We start from the raw sequence: 16588 nt of genomic DNA, 5'->3' as shown, positions 1-16588 counted from the left end.
ACCGTAGGCACGTCCCGCCCCGCGAAGAAAGTTGTACTACCGGGTAGTTTCGCCTGCTTCAGCCTGGCGGCGCCGCCGGGTAGCGTGAACCGTCAACCCGCCTCCCCTCAGGAGAGAGTCCACGCCGTGCGCATCGCAGTCACCGGCTCCATCGCCACCGACCACCTCATGACCTTCCCCGGCCGCTTCTCGGACCAGCTCGTCGCGGACCAGCTGCACACGGTCTCGCTCTCCTTCCTGGTCGACCAGCTGGACGTACGCCGGGGCGGCGTCGCCGCGAACATCGCCTTCGGCATGGGTCAGCTCGGCACCCGTCCGGTCCTGGTCGGCGCGGCCGGTGCGGACTTCGACGAGTACCGGGCCTGGCTGGACCGGCACGGAGTCGACACCGGGTCGGTCCGCATCTCCGAGACCCTGCACACCGCCCGCTTCGTCTGCACCACCGACGCCGACCACAACCAGATCGGCTCCTTCTACACGGGCGCGATGAGCGAGGCCCGCCTCATCGAGCTGAAGACCGTCGCCGACCGGGTGGGCGGCCTCGACCTGGTCTCCATCGGCGCCGACGACCCGGAGGCGATGCTCCGGCACACCGAGGAGTGCCGTACCCGGTCCATCCCCTTCGCCGCGGACTTCTCCCAGCAGATCGCCCGGATGAACGGCGACGAGATCCGGATACTGCTGGACGGGGCGACCTACCTCTTCTCCAACGAGTACGAGAAGGGGCTCATCGAGACCAAGACCGGCTGGAGCGACGCCGAGATCCTCGACCGCGTCGGCCACCGCGTCACCACCCTCGGCGCGCGGGGCGTGCGCATCGAGCGCGTCGGTGAGGAGGCCATCGAGGTCGGCGTCCCCGACGAGGAGCGCAAGGCCGACCCCACGGGCGTCGGCGACGCCTTCCGGGCGGGGTTCCTGTCGGGGCTGGCCTGGGACGTCTCGCTCGAGCGGGCGGCGCAGATCGGGTGCATGCTGGCGACGCTCGTCATCGAGACGGTCGGTACGCAGGAGTACCAGCTGCGGCGCGGGCACTTCATGGAGCGGTTCACGAAGGCGTACGGGGACGAGGCCGCGGGGGAGGTTCAGGCGCACCTGGGCTGAAGCGGGGGTTGCGACTGCTCGGTCGCCTCGCGAGGAGCGCTGTCGGGTGCGGGTGCGTCGTTGGTTGTTCGCGCCCACGCGGCGGAGCCGCACATCGACACGGCCCCGCGCCCCCGGCGTGCCTACCTGATCCGGCGGACCAGGTATGCCGTTCCCTCTTCCGCCTGCTCCTCGCCCACGTACTCCTGCCCCCGCATCTCGCACCACGCCGGGATGTCCAGGCGGGCCGCCTCGTCGTCGGAGAGGACGCGGACGATGCCGCCGACGGGGACGTCGCCGATGACCTTGGCCAGTTCGATCACCGGAATGGGGCAGCGCCGGCCCAGCGCGTCCACGACGAGGCCGGGGCCGGTCGCGCGGACGTTCCCCGTCGCGACCGGCGCCCCCAGCTTCTCGCGCACCGCGGCCACCGTGCCCGGGAGCACCTCCAGGAACCGCTGGACGTCCTCGGCCGGGGTCCCCGGCGGCAGCGAAACCCGGACGTTGCCCTCGCTGAGCACCCCCATCGCCCGCAGGACGTGGCTCGGCGTCAGCGTGCTGCTCGTGCAGGACGATCCGGACGACACGGAGAAACCGGCGCGGTCCAGCTCGTGCAGCAAGGTCTCCCCGTCGACATAGAGACACGAGAAGGTGACGACCCCGGGCAGCCGGTGCGAGGGATCGCCGACCACCTCCACGTCCGGCACCAGCTCCGGCACCCGGGACCGGATCCGCTCGGTCAGCTCCCGCAGCCGGGCCGCCTCCTCCGCGGCCTCGGCCCGCACCGCCCGCAGCGACGCCGCGGCGGCCACGATCGCCGGCAGGTTCTCGAACCCGGGCGCCCGCCCCGACTCCCGTTCGTCCCCGGGCCCTTGCGGCGCGAACCGGACGCCCTTGCGCACGGCGAGCAGTCCCACACCCGAGGGCCCGCCCCACTTGTGGGCGCTGCCGGTCAGCAACGACCAGTCGCCCTCGACCCGGCCCCAGCCCAGCGACTGGGCCGCGTCCACCAGCAGCGGCACACCGGCGGCCCGGCAGGCCTCCGCCACCCGGGACACCGGCTGCTCGGTGCCCACCTCGTGGTTGGCCGACTGGAGACAGGCCAGGGCCGTGTCCTCGCGCAGGGCCGCCGCGTACCCCGCGGGATCCACCGCGCCCGCGCGGTCCACGCCCACCTGCGTGAGACTCCCGCCGTCCGCCTCGTGCGTCTCGGCCGCATGGAGCACGGAGGAGTGTTCGACGGCTGACACGATCAGGTGGCGTCCGACGCGCCGCCGACCGGCCAGCGCCCCCGCCACTCCCGAATGCACCGCCCGCGTCCCCGAAGGAGTGAACACCAACTCGTCCGGCCGGCACCCCACGCACTCGGCCGCCGCCTCCCGGGCGGCATCGAGCAGCAACCGCGCCCGCCGCCCTTCGCGGTACAGCCGAGCGGGATCGGCCCACCCCTCGTCGAGGGACGCCAACAGCGCCTGCCGGGCAACGGGATGAAGGGGAGCAGCGGAAGCAGCATCGAAGTAGGCCACGCAACAACGCTAGAACGTCCGGTGGGAGAGCGCCGCAAAGGGGCGCGGACAACTGCGCGACCAACCACGACGAACCGTCAGCCGCCGAACAACCCCAGGCCCCGCCCCCGTAGGCCCCCGTCCCACCCTTAAAGAGTGACCCCCGGCGCGTATGCCACCCTCCCCGCGACCCCCCGGAGGGCGTCGGCTAGGGTTTGGTCCGCATAAACATCAAACCCCTGCCCGACGCAGGGCGGCGACCGACCCGCGAGAAGGCAGGCCGCAGCCAACCGCGCGGGCGAGACTCTCGGGAAGGCGCTACGTGAGTCCCAACGGCTCCGACCGCTCGCCGCGGCGCCCGATGCGGCGGAAGCTGCTGCAGGCACTGACCGCGGGCCTGGTCCTGGCGACCGCCACCGGTTGCACATACGAGGACTTCCCCCGCCTCGGCATGCCCACCCCCACCACGGAAGAGGCTCCGCGGATCCTCTCCCTGTGGCAGGGCTCATGGGCAGCCGCGCTGGCCACCGGCGTGCTGGTGTGGGGCCTGATCCTGTGGAGTGTCTTCTTCCACCGGCGCAGCCGCACCAAGGTCGAGGTCCCTCCGCAGACCAGGTACAACCTGCCCATCGAGGCGCTGTACACCATGGTTCCGCTCGTCATCGTCTCGGTGCTGTTCTACTTCACCGCGCGTGACGAGTCCGATCTCATGAGCCTCAACAAGAAGCCCGACCTCACGGTCAACGTGGTCGGCTTCCAGTGGAGCTGGTGCTTCAACCACATCGAGGACGTCCCGGGCTCCACCGGCGACGCCAAGACCTCCAAGGAACTGGCCGGTATCCCGGACCGGTTCATCGAGGACTTCCCGGCCGACGCCGGCGGTGTCTACGACTGCGGTACCCCCGGCACGCGGAACCCGCAGACCGGCAACCCCGGCCCGACCCTCTGGCTCCCCAAGGGCAAGACGGTCCGCTTCGTCCTGACCTCGCGTGACGTCATCCACTCCTTCTGGGTGGTGCCGTTCCTCATGAAGCAGGACGTGATTCCGGGCCACACCAACGCCTTCGAGGCCACCCCCAACAAGGAGGGGACCTTCCTGGGCAAGTGCGCCGAGCTGTGCGGCGTGGACCACTCCCGGATGCTGTTCAACGTCAAGGTCGTCTCCCCGGAGCGCTACGAGCAGCACCTCCAGGACCTCGCGAAGAAGGGGCAGACCGGTTACGTTCCCGCGGGCATCGCTCAGACGAGCCACGAGAAGAACCGGGAGACGAACAACCTGTGAGCATCCTCAACGAACCCCAGGGTGCCTCGGCAGCGGAGGACTCGTACGAGAACGAGCTGCCGGTACGGCGCAAGCAGCCCGGCAACGTCGTGATCAAGTGGCTCACGACCACTGACCACAAGACGATCGGCACGATGTACCTGGTGACGTCGTTCGCGTTCTTCGTGATCGGCGGCGTGATGGCGCTCTTCATGCGCGCCGAGCTGGCTCGACCTGGTCTGCAGATCATGTCGAACGAGCAGTTCAACCAGGCGTTCACGATGCACGGCACGATCATGCTGCTGATGTTCGCGACGCCGCTGTTCGCGGGCTTCGCGAACTGGATCATGCCGCTGCAGATCGGCGCGCCGGACGTGGCGTTCCCGCGGCTGAACATGTTCGCCTACTGGCTGTACCTGTTCGGCTCGACCATCGCGGTGGGCGGGTTCCTGACCCCGCAGGGCGCGGCCGACTTCGGCTGGTTCGCCTACTCGCCGCTGTCCGACGCGGTGCACTCGCCCGGCATCGGCGGCGACCTGTGGATCATGGGTCTGGCCTTCTCCGGCTTCGGCACCATCCTCGGCTCGGTCAACTTCATCACCACGATCATCTGCATGCGCGCGCCCGGCATGACCATGTTCCGCATGCCGATCTTCACCTGGAACGTGCTGCTGACCGGTGTGCTGGTCCTGCTGGCCTTCCCGGTGCTGGCCGCGGCCCTGTTCGCGCTGGAGGCCGACCGCAAGTTCGGTGCCCACATCTTCGACTCGTCCAACGGCGGGGCCCTGCTGTGGCAACACTTGTTCTGGTTCTTCGGGCATCCAGAGGTGTACATCATCGCGCTGCCGTTCTTCGGCATCGTCAGTGAGATCATCCCGGTCTTCTCCCGCAAGCCGATCTTCGGCTACATGGGTCTGATCGGCGCGACGATCGCGATCGCGGGTCTGTCGGTGACGGTGTGGGCCCACCACATGTACGTCACGGGCGGCGTGCTGTTGCCGTTCTTCTCCTTCATGACCTTCCTGATCGCGGTCCCGACCGGTGTGAAGTTCTTCAACTGGATCGGCACCATGTGGAAGGGCTCGTTGTCCTTCGAGACACCGATGCTGTGGTCCACCGGCTTCCTGATCACCTTCCTCTTCGGTGGTCTGACCGGTGTCATCCTCGCCTCGCCGCCGCTGGACTTCCACGTCTCCGACTCGTACTTCGTGGTGGCGCACTTCCACTACGTGGTCTTCGGCACCGTGGTGTTCGCGATGTTCGCCGGCTTCCACTTCTGGTGGCCGAAGTTCACCGGCAAGATGCTGGACGAGCGCCTGGGCAAGATCACCTTCTGGACGCTGTTCGTCGGCTTCCACGGCACGTTCCTGGTCCAGCACTGGCTGGGCGCCGAGGGCATGCCGCGTCGTTACGCCGACTACCTGGCGGCCGACGGCTTCACCGCCCTGAACACGATCTCGACGATCAGCTCGTTCCTGCTCGGCATGTCGATACTGCCGTTCTTCTACAACATCTGGAAGACCGCCAAGTACGGCAAGAAGATCGAGGTGGACGACCCGTGGGGCTACGGCCGTTCGCTGGAGTGGGCGACCTCCTGCCCGCCGCCGCGGCACAACTTCCTCACGCTGCCGCGCATCCGCAGTGAATCCCCCGCCTTCGACCTGCACCACCCCGAGATCTCCGCGATCGACCAGCTGGAGAACGTCGGCCACGGTGAGAAGGCCCTCGCCGGCGGCAAGGAGGCCGGGAAGTGAAGATCCAGGGCAAGATGTTCATCTGGTTGAGCGTCTTCATCCTCGCCGTGGCGGTTGTCTACGGCTACTGGTCCAAGGAGCCGGCCGGTACCACGGCGCTGTTCCTGGCCTTCGGCCTGGCCATCATGATCGGCTTCTACCTCGCCTTCACGGCGCGGCGGGTCGACGCGGGTGCGCAGGACGACATGGAGGCGGACGTCGCGGACGAGGCCGGCGAGGTCGGGTTCTTCAGCCCGCACAGCTGGCAGCCGCTGTCCCTCGCCGTCGGTGGCGCCCTCGCCTTCCTGGGCATCGCCGTCGGCTGGTGGGTCATGTACTTCTCGGCACCGATCCTCATGGTCGGCCTGTTCGGCTGGGTCTTCGAGTACTACCGCGGTGAGAACCGCACCCAGTAGCACGCGTCGAGCCCGAAGGGGCCCGGACACTCCGCGAGGAGCGTCCGGGCCCCTTCGTCTGCCGTACCGTCTCTCACTCTTCCGGCTTACCCACCGCGCCGCCGTTGACGTCTCTCCCTAGCGTGAGGCCATGAGCAACACGGTTCACTTCCAGGCGCGGGGGCGTACGGTCGTCGGCTGCACCCTGCTGGTGATCGCCCTCGGCGCGAGCGTCACCGCCTGCCTCGGCGACGACGACAACCCGCTGTCCGCCACGCCCTACGACGCGGCCGGCCAGATCTCCTTCAACGGCCCCACGGACGCCGGGAAGAAGGCCGACCCGGACAAACCCCTGGAGGTGGTCGCCGAGGGCGCCGACGGGCGCATCACGGACGTCACGGCCATGGACGCGACCGGGCGCCACGTCGCCGGCGAGCTGTCCGCCGACGGCGCCCGCTGGCACAGCACCTCGCCGCTGGCGGCCAACGCCAGCTACACGGTGCGCGTCAGCACCGAGGACGGGGACGGCGCGCCCGGCCGCAAGGTGCTCGCCTTCGAGACCGGCAAGCCCGGCGCGAAGAAGACCCTGGACGTCGCCTTCGGGCCCAAGGCGGGCGCGTACGGCGTCGGTCAGCCCATCACCGCGGAACTGAGCCAGCCGGTCCAGGACCCGGCGCAGCGGGCCATAGTGGAGCGCGCCCTGAAGGTCGACTCCACCCCCGCGGTGCGGGGCGCCTGGTACTGGGTGGACGACAAGAAGCTCCACTACCGGCCCCAGGAGTACTGGCCCGCCCACGCCACCATCAAGGTCCACAGCACCCTGGACGGCATCAAGATCGGCGACCGGATGTGGGGCGGCAGGGCCAAGCCCCTGAAGATCACCACGGACGACCGCGTCGTGGCCGTCACCGACGCCGGCGCGCACACGCTGACGGTCTACCAGGACGGCGAGGCGATCCGGGAGATCCCGGTCACCACCGGCAAACCCGGCTTCGACACCCGCAACGGCGTCAAGGTCGTCCTCGGCAAGGAATCCTTCGTACGCATGCGCAGCAGCACCGTCGGCATCGCCGAGGGCTCCTCGGAGTCGTACGACCTGCCGGTCTACTGGGCCACCCGGGTGACCTGGAGCGGCGAGTACGTGCACGCCGCCCCCTGGTCCGTCGGCTCCCAGGGCATCGCCAACGTCAGCCACGGCTGCGTCGGCATGAGCACCGACAACGCGGAGTGGTTCTTCAACGCGGTCCAGGAGGGCGACCTCGTCGAGGTCGTCAACTCGGGCGGCGAGACGATGGAACCCTTCGGCAACGGCTTCGGCGACTGGAACATGGACTGGGCGAAGTGGCGCACGGGCAGCGCCCTGACGGGCGGCACGGGCAACGCGTCCGGTACGGCGGAGCAAGCCCGTCTGCGACCGGAGAGCGCATGAAGACGCCGTCCGGGGCAGCGCCGCCCGGGGCGCGGGGCTGAGTCGATGTGCGGCTCCGCCGCGTGGGCGCGATCGACCCCCACCGGCCCGCAGCCGCCCAACGACGCAGCCGAACGAGCCGGAAGGCGCCCCTAGACGCCCTGCAGCCGCTTCTCCCGCAGCAGCGAGGCCAGCGCCGACGCGAACTCCACCGGCTCCACCGGCAGCGTCACAGCCGCCTCCGCGCGGCTCCACGTGGCCAGCCACGCGTCCTGCGGCCGGGCGATGAGCAGCAGCACCGGCGGGCACTGGAAGACCTCGTCCTTGATCTGGCGGCACATGCCCATGCCGCCCATGGGCACGGCCTCGCCGTCCAGGACGCAGACGTCGATCCCGCCCCGGTCCAGCTCCTTGAGCACGGCGGCCGGGGTGGCGCACTCCACGAACTCGACCACGGGCACGTCCGGAGCCGGCCGGCGGCCGGTCGCGAGCCGCACCTGTTCGCGGGTGTTGGAGTCGTCGCTGTAGACCAGCACCGTGGCGGTCGCCTGCATGCTTCCTCCGATACGCGGTGAGACCGGTGAAGGCTGTCGTAGCCCGTTGGGGCGGATGCTACTCCCTCGAACGTCCCGTCAGCACTGGTTCGGACAGGCCTTCGACAGGCCTCCGACGGGCCGTTCGATGGGCCATCCGGGCCGTACCAGCAGGGGGAACACACCGAACGGCACCCCCCGGGGTGAGGGCGGGATAAGCGACCGACATAATGTCGGTCGTGGCGACAGCAACGACAGTAGAAACCGGGCACGCGCACCCGTCGGTCAACCGGCCGAACCTCACCAGCGTCGGAACCATCATCTGGTTGAGTTCCGAGCTGATGTTCTTCGCGGCCCTCTTCGCGATGTACTTCACCCTGCGATCGGTGACCGGCCCGGACTTCTGGTCCGAGAAGGCCGAAGCGCTGAACATCCCGTTCTCCGCGACGAACACCACGATCCTGGTGCTCTCCTCCCTCACCTGCCAGCTCGGCGTGTTCGCGGCCGAGCGCGGTGACGTGAAGAAGCTCCGGATGTGGTTCATCGTCACCTTCGTGATGGGTGCGATCTTCATCGGCGGTCAGGTGTTCGAGTACACCGAGCTGGTCAAGCACGAGGGCATCTCGCTCTCGTCCGACCCGTACGGTTCGGCGTTCTACCTGACCACCGGCTTCCACGGACTGCACGTGACGGGCGGCCTCATCGCCTTCCTGCTGGTCCTCGGCCGCACCTACGCGGCCCGGAGGTTCACCCACGAGCAGGCGACCGCCGCCATCGTCGTGTCCTACTACTGGCACTTCGTCGATGTGGTCTGGATCGGCCTGTTCGCCACGATCTACCTGATCAAGTAGTCGCGGCGCGCACCCGCGCAACACCAGAAGCATCGACAGCATCGACGCAGAAGATCCTGACACCGGGGTAATCCGTGAAAAAGCTCTCCGCACGACGACGCCATCCGCTGGCGGCCCTCGTCGTCCTACTCCTCGCGCTGGCATGCACAGGGGGGCTGTACGCCGCGTTCGCACCCGCGAGCAAGGCGCAGGCCGATGAATCCGCCCAGTCCCTCGCCATCGACGAGGGCAAGAAGCTCTACGCCGTCGGCTGTGCCAGTTGCCACGGCACCGGAGGGCAGGGCACCAGTGACGGTCCGAGCCTGGTCGGCGTAGGCGCCGCGGCCGTCGACTTCCAGGTGGGCACCGGCCGCATGCCGGCCCAGCAGCCCGGCGCGCAGGTCCCGAAGAAGAAGGTCATCTACTCCCAGGCGGAGATCGACCAGCTCGCGGCCTACATCGCGTCGCTGGGCGCCGGTCCGGCCATCCCCTCGGAGGAGAAGTACGGCCCCGAGGGCGCGGACATCGCCAAGGGCGGTGAGCTGTTCCGCACCAACTGCGCGCAGTGCCACAACTTCACCGGCAAGGGCGGCGCCCTGACGCACGGCAAGTACGCGCCGAGCCTCGAGGGTGTCGACCCGAAGCACATCTACGAGGCCATGCAGACCGGCCCGCAGAACATGCCCTCCTTCCCCGACACCACGCTGTCGGAGCAGAACAAGAAGGACATCATCGCCTACCTGGACGCGGTCAACGGTGACGACACCGAGAGCCCCGGTGGTCTCAGCCTCGGCGGACTCGGCCCGGTCAGTGAGGGTCTGTTCGCCTGGGTGTTCGGACTGGGCGCGCTGATCGCCGTCGCCGTCTGGGTCGCCGCTCGGACCGCAAAGGCCAAGAAGTCATGAGTAGCCAAGACATTCCAGAAGAGAACCTGCCGGCAGAGCACCGCCCGCACGGCGCTGCCGCCCGGCCCGCGGACGAGACGAACCCGTTCGCCGACCCGGGGCTGCCGCCCCACGAGCCGCGGGTCCAGGACGTGGACGAGCGGGCCGCCAAGCGCTCCGAGCGCACGGTCGCCCTGCTGTTCACGCTGTCGATGCTGGCCACCATCGCCTTCATCGCCGCGTTCGTGGCGATCGACGTCGACAAGTCGGTCTACATCTTCCCGCTCGGTCACATCAGTGCGCTGAACTTCGCGCTCGGCATGACGCTCGGCGTCGCGCTGTTCGCCATCGGCGCGGGCGCGGTCCACTGGGCCCGCACCCTGATGTCCGACGAGGAGGTCGCCGACGAGCGTCACCCGATCGAGGCGCCCCCCGAGGTCCGTGCCAAGGTCCACGCGGACTTCAAGCAGGGCGCCAAGGAGTCCGTGATCGGGCGCCGCAAGCTGATCCGCAACACGATGCTGGGCGCGCTCACCCTGGTGCCGCTCTCCGGCGTCGTCCTGCTGCGCGACCTCGGCCCGCTGCCCGGGACCAAGCTCCGCCACACCCTGTGGTCCAAGGGCAAGCTGCTCGTCAACCAGAACACCAACGAGCCGCTGCGTCCCTCCGACGTCACGGTGGGCTCGCTCACCTTCGCCATGCCCGAGGGCCTGGAGGAGCACGACGAGAACTTCCAGAACGAGATCGCCAAGGCGGCCCTGATGATCATCCGGCTGGAGCCGGACTCCATCAAGGACAAGCGCGAGCTCGAGTGGTCGCACGAGGGCATCGTGGCGTACTCGAAGATCTGCACCCACGTCGGTTGCCCGATCTCCCTGTACGAGCAGCAGACGCACCACGCGCTCTGCCCCTGCCACCAGTCCACCTTCGACCTTGCCGACGGCGCCCGGGTCATCTTCGGTCCCGCCGGTCACGCCCTGCCGCAGCTGCGCATCGGCGTGAACGACGAGGGTTACCTCGAAGCGCTCGGCGACTTCGAAGAGCCCGTCGGTCCTGCTTTCTGGGAGCGCGGATGAGTACTGCAGCCAACGAAGCGCCCCGCTCACGCGGGAAGTCACCGGCCGGCGAGCGCGTCGCCGACTGGGCCGACGGCCGGCTGGGGATCTACTCCCTGGCCAAGGCCAACATGCGCAAGATCTTCCCCGACCACTGGTCGTTCATGCTGGGTGAGGTCTGCCTCTACAGCTTCATCATCATCATCCTCACGGGTGTGTACCTGACGCTGTTCTTCCACCCGTCGATGGCCGAGGTCGAGTACCACGGCTCGTACGTGCCGCTGCAGGGCCAGATGATGAGTGAGGCGTACGCCTCCACTCTGGACATCAGCTTCGACGTCCGCGGCGGACTGCTGATCCGGCAGATCCACCACTGGGCCGCGCTGATCTTCCTGGCCGGCATGTTCGTGCACATGATGCGCGTCTTCTTCACCGGCGCGTTCCGCAAGCCGCGCGAGGTCAACTGGCTGTTCGGCTTCCTGCTGCTCGTCCTCGGCATGTTCACCGGCTTCACCGGTTACTCGCTCCCGGACGACCTGCTGTCGGGCACCGGTATCCGCTTCATGGAGGGCGCGATCCTGTCCGTGCCGATCGTCGGCACGTACATCTCGTTCTTCCTGTTCGGCGGGGAGTTCCCCGGTCACGACTTCGTGTCCCGGTTCTACTCGATCCACATCCTGCTGCTGCCGGGCATCATGCTCGGGCTGCTGGTGGGCCACCTGATCCTGGTCTTCTACCACAAGCACACGCAGTTCGCGGGTCCCGGCAAGACCAACAAGAACGTCGTCGGCATGCCGCTGCTGCCGGTGTACACGGCGAAGGCCGGAGGCTTCTTCTTCCTGGTCTTCGGTGTGATCTCCGTGGTGTCGGCCATCGCCACGATCAACCCGATCTGGGCCATCGGGCCCTACCGGCCCGACCAGGTCTCCACCGGCGCCCAGCCGGACTGGTACATGGGCTTCTCCGAGGGCCTGATCCGGGTGATGCCCGGCTGGGAGATCAACTTCTGGGGCCACACACTCGTCCTGGGCGTGTTCATCCCGCTGCTGATCTTCCCGCTGGTCCTGGCGGCGATCGCGGTCTACCCGTTCATCGAGTCCTGGGTCACCGGCGACAAGCGCGAGCACCACATCCTGGACCGCCCGCGCAACGCCCCGACCCGTACGGCCTTCGGTGTCGCCTGGCTGACCGTCTACTTCGTGCTGCTGATCGGTGGCGGCAACGACCTGTGGGCCACGCACTTCCACCTGTCGATCAACGCGATCACCTGGTTCGTCCGCATCGCGTTCTTCGTCGGTCCGGTCGTCGCCTTCATCGCCACCAAGCGGATCTGCCTCGGCCTCCAGCGCCGGGACAAGGAAAAGGTGCTGCACGGACGCGAGTCCGGCATCATCAAGCGCCTGCCGCACGGTGAGTTCATCGAGGTGCACGAGCCGCTCAGCCAGGAGCAGCTGCACACGCTCACGGCGCACGAGCAGTACGCGCCGGCCGAGATCGGCCCGACGGTCGACGAGAACGGCGTCGAGCGCAAGGTGAGCGGCACGCAGAAGCTCCGTGCCAAGCTCAGCGAGTCGTACTACGGCGAGGAGTCGCAGATTCCGAAGCCGACCGTCGAGGAGTACAAGGAGATCACGAGCGGCCACGGCCACCACTGACCCTCCAGCGTCGCCACACCACGGTCGAAGGGCCCCGTTCCGGTCTGCGGACGGGGCCCTTCGCCGTGCCCGGGGCTGGATAGGGTGGGAGCACGATCCCCGTCGACGACACACACGATTCAGGAGCGGCTATGAGCGCTGTGACCCCCGCTGGAGGCGACACCACGGCGGACCGCTCCTGGCCCGCCCTGCTGAACGGACTGCTGGACGGCCGCGACCTGAGCGCGGACGACACCGCCTGGGCGCTGGACGTGATCATGCGCGGCGAGGCGACCGACGTGCAGATCGCCGGGTTCGCGGTGGGCCTGCGGTTCAAGGGTGAGACGGTCGAGGAGATCTCCGGACTGGTCCGCACCATGTACGAACACGCCAACGTGATCGAGGTGCCGGGGAAGACCGTCGACATCGTCGGCACCGGCGGCGACGGCGCCAAGACGGTCAACATCTCCACCATGTCGGCGATCGTCCTGGCCGGCGCCGGGGCGAAGGTCGTCAAGCACGGCAACCGGGCCGCCTCCTCGGCGTCCGGGGCCTCCGACGTCCTGGAGAAGCTCGGGGTCAACCTGGAGCTGACGCCGCAGCGGGTGGCGGAGGTCGCCGAGGAAGCCGGCATCACCTTCTGCTTCGCCGTGAAGTTCCACCCGGCGCTGCGCCACGTGGCGACGGCCCGCGGCCAGCTCGGAATCCGTACGGTGTTCAACTTCCTGGGCCCGCTGACCAACCCCGCCCGCGTGAAGGCCCAGGCGGTCGGTGTCGCGCACGCCCGGATGGCACCGATCGTCGCCGGTGTCTTCGCCGAGCGCGGCCACTCGTCGCTGGTCTTCCGCGGCGACGACGGACTCGACGAGCTGACCACGACCTCCACCTCCAGGGTCTGGGTCGTGCGCGACGGCCGGGTGACCGAGGAGACCTTCGACCCGCGGGACGTCGGCATCGAACTGGTGCCGGTCGAGGCGCTGCGCGGGGCCGACGCCTCCTACAACGCCGACGTCGCCCGCCGCCTGCTGGCCGGCGAGAAGGGCCCGGTGCGGGACGCGGTCCTGCTGAACTCCGCGGCGGCCCTGGAGGCCCTGGAACCCGGTGAGGGGGCGCTGTCCGAGCGGCTGCGGGCCGGGATGGACCGGGCGGCCGAGGCGATCGACTCCGGGGCGGCCCGGCGGGTGCTGGAGCGTTGGGTGGCCGTCAGCAACGCCTGAGCGGCAGTACGGCGGTACGGCAGTACGGCAGTACGGCGGTACGGCAGTACGGCGGTACGGCAGTACGGCGGTACATGTGACGTGCGTCCCGCGATCCGGACCCGGGTTGCGGGACGCCGATCATTTCCCCTAGGTTTTTCGACAGGTCATGAGTGACAGTCATGAGGCCCCGGCCGACTGTCCGGCAACCCTCCGTCCGTGGCGGGGTGCCCCGGGTGAAGACCAGGTCGTGGACAGCAAGGTCCACGGCAAGCGCGGACCCCTCGCGGAACCAGGGGTCCTGGGTCGTCCGAGGGAGTCTCCCGTGAACCGGCGAATGCGATAGGGCCTGTCCCTCGGACCGGCCCGACGCCCCCACGCGGTGCTTCATGCCCCCGCGGCCCCGGGCCGGGCCGAGGGACAGGCCCTTGGCCGCAGAGCCCCGCCTCCGCACCCCCTTTTCTTCTCTTTCACAGCGCCCTGCCGCGCGCTGGTCCTCACGGGAGTCCGCCATGTCCGTACCCACCGCTGTCGCCACCCCGCTGCCCGTCCTGGGCCGGGACGTCACCGTCCCGCTCGTCACCGGCGGGGAGGTCACCTACGCCGCGCTCGACTACGCCGCCAGCGCGCCCGCGCTCCAGCGGGTCTGGGACGACGTGGCCGCCTACGCCCCGTACTACGGCAGCGTCCACCGGGGTGCCGGGTACCTCTCGCAGCTGTCGACCGACCTGTTCGAAAACGCCCGCGGGACCGTCGCCGGGTTCCTCGGCTGCCGGGACGACGACCAGGTCGTCTTCACCCGGTCCACCACCGACTCGCTGAACCTGCTGGCCGCCGCGCTGCCCGCGCACTGCCGGGTCTTCGTCTTCGAGACCGAGCACCACGCCTCGCTGCTGCCCTGGCGCGACGCCGACGTGACCTGTCTGGACGCCCCGCGCACCCCCGCACAGGCCGTCGAGACCCTGGAGCGCGCCCTCGCCGCCCGCGAGCCGTACGGGCCCGCCCTGGTCTGTGTCACCGGCGCCTCCAACGTCACCGGCGAGCTGTGGCCGGTGCGGGAACTGGCCGCCGCCGCGCACGCGCACGGCGCCCGGATCGTGCTGGACGCCGCCCAGCTCGCCCCGCACCACCCGGTGAGCGTGCGCGACCTGGACGTGGACTGGGTCGCCTTCTCCGGGCACAAGCTGTACGCGCCCTTCGGCTCCGGCGTGCTGGCCGGCCGCGCCGACTGGCTGCGCGAGGCGGAGCCGTACCTGGCCGGCGGCGGAGCCAGCCGCAGCGTCTCCCGGCGCCCGGACGGCGGCGTGGACGTCCAGTGGCACGACAGCGCCGCCCGGCACGAGGCCGGATCGCCCAACGTCATCGGCGCCTACGCGATCGCCTCCGCCTGCAAGGCGCTCACCGAGGCCGGGTTCGACACGCTGGTCGCCCGTGAGGAGCACCTGATCCGGACGGTGCGCGAGGGCCTCGCCGGGGTGCCCGAGGTGCGCGTCCTCTCCCTCTTCGGCGACGACGCGCCGCGCGTCGGGGTGCTCTCCTTCGTCGTCGCGGGCTGGAACAGCTCGCACTTCGCCGCCGCGCTCTCCGCCGAGTACGGCATCGGCGTGCGCGACGGCCTGTTCTGCGCCCACCCGCTGCTGCGCACCCTGCTCGGCAGTGACCCGCAGACGCAGGGCGAGTGCGGCGCGCCCGAGGCGGCGCCCGGCGAGAAGTCCCTCAACGCCATCCGCGTCAGCTTCGGCGCGGGCACCCCGGACGAGCACGTGGAGCGGTTCGTGAACGCCGTCCGGGAACTGGTGAGCGACGGCGCCCGCTGGAACTACCGCACCGAGGACGGCCGCTGCGTGCCCGACACGGCGTCCGGCGGCACGGCGCCGGTGACCGGCACCGCCGCCTGAGCCGACCCGGCCGGCAACCGGGCCCCCAGCAGCACCATCCGCAGCGCCCGTTCCGTGGCGTCCGTGAGGAGCTCGGAGGCGCGCAGCAAGGCGTCCGCCAGGGCCATCGGCGCCGGCATGATCCCGTGACAGGCGTCCACCCCCGGCACGTCGTGCGCGCCCTCGCCGAGCGTCCCCGCCAGGGCGAGGACGGGCCTGCCGGAGAGCTTGGCGCGGCGGGCCACCTCGGCCGGGACCTTGCCGCGCGGCGTCTGGTGGTCCAGGGCGCCCTCGGCGGTGAGCACCAGGTCGGCCCGGGCGAGGCGGGCGTCCAGGTCGACATGGCCGAGGAGCACGTCGAAGCGGGGCAGCAGCCGGGCCCCGACGGCGGCGAGCCCCGCGCCGAGACCGCCGGAGGCGCCGGTGCCGGACCCCGTGCGCAGGTCGGTGCCGACGACGCCGAGGTCGCGGGTGAGGACGCGCGCCCAGTTCTCCAGCCCGGCCGACAACTCCTCGACCCGCGCGGGCGTCGCCCCCTTCTGCGGGCCGAACACCCGGGCCACGCCCCGCTCGCCGCACAGCACGTTGTACGGGTTGCAGGCGACGAGCAGCTCGGTGTCCTTCAGCCGGGCGTCGAGACCGGACGGGTCGACGCGGACGAGGCGGTTCAGCTCCCGGCCACCGGGGCCGAGTTCGAAGCCGTCGGCGTCCAGCAGCCGGGCCCCGAGCGCCTGGAGCGCGCCCGCGCCCCCGTCCGACGTCCCGGAGTCGCCGCAGCCGACCAGGACGCGCCGCACCCCGCTGTCGAGGGCGGAGCGGATCAGCTCGCCGACGCCGTACGTGGTGGTGGCGCCGGGGTCGCGCAGGGCGCGGGGGACCAGGGACAGGCCCGCGACGGCCGCCATCTCCACCACCGCCGTGTCCCGGGTGCCGAGCAGCGCGAAGTGGGTGCCGACCCGGTCGCCGACCGGACCGGTGGCGGCCAGCGCCACCAGCCGCCCACCGGTCGCCTCCGCCAGCGCCACGGCGGTGCCCTCGCCGCCGTCCACGAGCGGGATCCGGTCGATCTCGGCGTCCGGCAGCACCCGGCGGACGCCCGCCGCGATGGCGTCGGCGGCGGCCCGGGCGGACAGGGACTCCTTGAATCCGCTGGGGGCCACGACCACACGGTTCAGCACAGGGGACGGAGAAGACATG

General features: G+C 70.0%; 14 protein-coding genes and 1 riboswitch. Of the genes, 11 read left to right on the top strand and 3 right to left on the bottom strand.

Features of this window, described 5'->3' with window-relative positions; translation table 11 throughout:
* The first annotated feature begins 126 nt into the window (after window positions 1-126).
* A complete protein-coding gene (locus tag C4J65_RS07670) occupies window positions 127-1101 on the top strand; it encodes a carbohydrate kinase family protein (RefSeq protein ID WP_115741720.1) in 975 nt (324 codons plus the stop codon).
* A 122-nt stretch (window positions 1102-1223) separates the two neighbouring features.
* On the opposite strand, the gene C4J65_RS07665 is transcribed toward C4J65_RS07670, so the two are convergent.
* Window positions 1224-2606: a cysteine desulfurase/sulfurtransferase TusA family protein gene (locus tag C4J65_RS07665; RefSeq protein WP_115741719.1), complete on the bottom strand. Its 1383-nt coding sequence runs from the start codon at window positions 2604-2606 to the stop codon at window positions 1224-1226.
* Window positions 2607-2907: 301 nt separating this feature from the next.
* On the opposite strand from C4J65_RS07665, the gene coxB reads away from it, so the two are divergent.
* The 4 genes from coxB to C4J65_RS07645 all read left to right on the top strand — a co-directional run bounded on the left by coxB (window position 2908) and on the right by C4J65_RS07645 (window position 7403).
* The gene (coxB, locus tag C4J65_RS07660) at window positions 2908-3867 is read left to right on the top strand and encodes a cytochrome c oxidase subunit II (protein ID WP_115741718.1); all 960 of its coding nucleotides are present in this window, start codon (window positions 2908-2910) and stop codon (window positions 3865-3867) included.
* The gene (ctaD, locus tag C4J65_RS07655; protein WP_003976660.1) at window positions 3864-5600 is read left to right on the top strand and encodes a cytochrome c oxidase subunit I; all 1737 of its coding nucleotides are present in this window, start codon (window positions 3864-3866) and stop codon (window positions 5598-5600) included. Before coxB ends, ctaD begins: the two co-directional genes overlap by 4 nt.
* On the top strand, window positions 5597-5995 hold the full coding sequence (locus C4J65_RS07650; protein WP_003976661.1) for a cytochrome c oxidase subunit 4: 399 nt from the start codon (window positions 5597-5599) through the stop codon (window positions 5993-5995). Before ctaD ends, C4J65_RS07650 begins: the two co-directional genes overlap by 4 nt.
* Before the next feature lie 130 nt (window positions 5996-6125).
* The gene (locus C4J65_RS07645) at window positions 6126-7403 is read left to right on the top strand and encodes an Ig-like domain-containing protein (protein WP_115741717.1); all 1278 of its coding nucleotides are present in this window, start codon (window positions 6126-6128) and stop codon (window positions 7401-7403) included.
* Between the two features lie 131 nt (window positions 7404-7534).
* Here C4J65_RS07645 and C4J65_RS07640 read toward each other — a convergent pair whose 3' ends face one another.
* On the bottom strand, window positions 7535-7936 hold the full coding sequence (locus tag C4J65_RS07640) for a hypothetical protein (protein WP_115741716.1): 402 nt from the start codon (window positions 7934-7936) through the stop codon (window positions 7535-7537).
* 209 nt (window positions 7937-8145) lie between these two features.
* On the opposite strand from C4J65_RS07640, the gene C4J65_RS07635 reads away from it, so the two are divergent.
* From C4J65_RS07635 to C4J65_RS07610, 6 genes are all read left to right on the top strand, one after another.
* On the top strand, window positions 8146-8766 hold the full coding sequence (locus C4J65_RS07635; protein WP_115741715.1) for a heme-copper oxidase subunit III: 621 nt from the start codon (window positions 8146-8148) through the stop codon (window positions 8764-8766).
* Window positions 8767-8840: 74 nt separating this feature from the next.
* Window positions 8841-9650, top strand: coding sequence for a c-type cytochrome (locus C4J65_RS07630; protein WP_003976665.1), 810 nt, complete (start codon window positions 8841-8843; stop codon window positions 9648-9650).
* Window positions 9647-10705 (top strand): Rieske 2Fe-2S domain-containing protein, encoded by a 1059-nt coding sequence (locus tag C4J65_RS07625; RefSeq protein ID WP_115741714.1) that lies wholly within the window; start codon window positions 9647-9649, stop codon window positions 10703-10705. Before C4J65_RS07630 ends, C4J65_RS07625 begins: the two co-directional genes overlap by 4 nt.
* Window positions 10702-12339 (top strand): cytochrome bc complex cytochrome b subunit, encoded by a 1638-nt coding sequence (locus C4J65_RS07620; protein WP_115741713.1) that lies wholly within the window; start codon window positions 10702-10704, stop codon window positions 12337-12339. The genes C4J65_RS07625 and C4J65_RS07620 overlap by 4 nt, the downstream gene beginning before the upstream one ends.
* 131 nt (window positions 12340-12470) lie before the next feature.
* On the top strand, window positions 12471-13535 hold the full coding sequence (gene trpD, locus C4J65_RS07615; protein ID WP_115741712.1) for an anthranilate phosphoribosyltransferase: 1065 nt from the start codon (window positions 12471-12473) through the stop codon (window positions 13533-13535).
* A 144-nt stretch (window positions 13536-13679) separates the two neighbouring features.
* A riboswitch (SAM riboswitch) is annotated at window positions 13680-13796 on the top strand.
* Window positions 13797-14026: 230 nt separating this feature from the next.
* The gene (locus C4J65_RS07610; protein WP_115741711.1) at window positions 14027-15412 is read left to right on the top strand and encodes an aminotransferase class V-fold PLP-dependent enzyme; all 1386 of its coding nucleotides are present in this window, start codon (window positions 14027-14029) and stop codon (window positions 15410-15412) included.
* Here C4J65_RS07610 and C4J65_RS07605 read toward each other — a convergent pair.
* A complete protein-coding gene (locus tag C4J65_RS07605) occupies window positions 15334-16587 on the bottom strand; it encodes a glycerate kinase (RefSeq protein ID WP_115741710.1) in 1254 nt (417 codons plus the stop codon). The two genes, C4J65_RS07610 and C4J65_RS07605, sit on opposite strands and share 79 nt — an antisense overlap.
* Window position 16588 lies beyond the last annotated feature (1 nt).

This window comes from Streptomyces sp. CB09001, from assembly GCF_003369795.1.
Lineage (GTDB): Bacteria > Actinomycetota > Actinomycetes > Streptomycetales > Streptomycetaceae > Streptomyces.
The sequence above is the reverse complement of the archived record's forward strand: the minus strand, read 5'-3'. Positions and strand labels throughout refer to the sequence as shown.

Bases quoted from the DNA above. Each gene is read 5' to 3' on its own strand.
- C4J65_RS07640 (WP_115741716.1), bottom strand. From the start codon at position 7,936: ATGCAGGCGACCGCCACGGTGCTGGTCTACAGCGACGACTCCAACACC.
- trpD (WP_115741712.1), top strand. From the start codon at position 12,471: ATGAGCGCTGTGACCCCCGCTGGAGGCGACACCACGGCGGACCGCTCC.
- C4J65_RS07635 (WP_115741715.1), top strand. From the start codon at position 8,146: ATGTCGGTCGTGGCGACAGCAACGACAGTAGAAACCGGGCACGCGCAC.
- C4J65_RS07620 (WP_115741713.1), top strand. From the start codon at position 10,702: ATGAGTACTGCAGCCAACGAAGCGCCCCGCTCACGCGGGAAGTCACCG.
- C4J65_RS07645 (WP_115741717.1), top strand. From the start codon at position 6,126: ATGAGCAACACGGTTCACTTCCAGGCGCGGGGGCGTACGGTCGTCGGC.
- C4J65_RS07605 (WP_115741710.1), bottom strand. From the start codon at position 16,587: ATGTCTTCTCCGTCCCCTGTGCTGAACCGTGTGGTCGTGGCCCCCAGC.
- C4J65_RS07625 (WP_115741714.1), top strand. From the start codon at position 9,647: ATGAGTAGCCAAGACATTCCAGAAGAGAACCTGCCGGCAGAGCACCGC.
- C4J65_RS07610 (WP_115741711.1), top strand. From the start codon at position 14,027: ATGTCCGTACCCACCGCTGTCGCCACCCCGCTGCCCGTCCTGGGCCGG.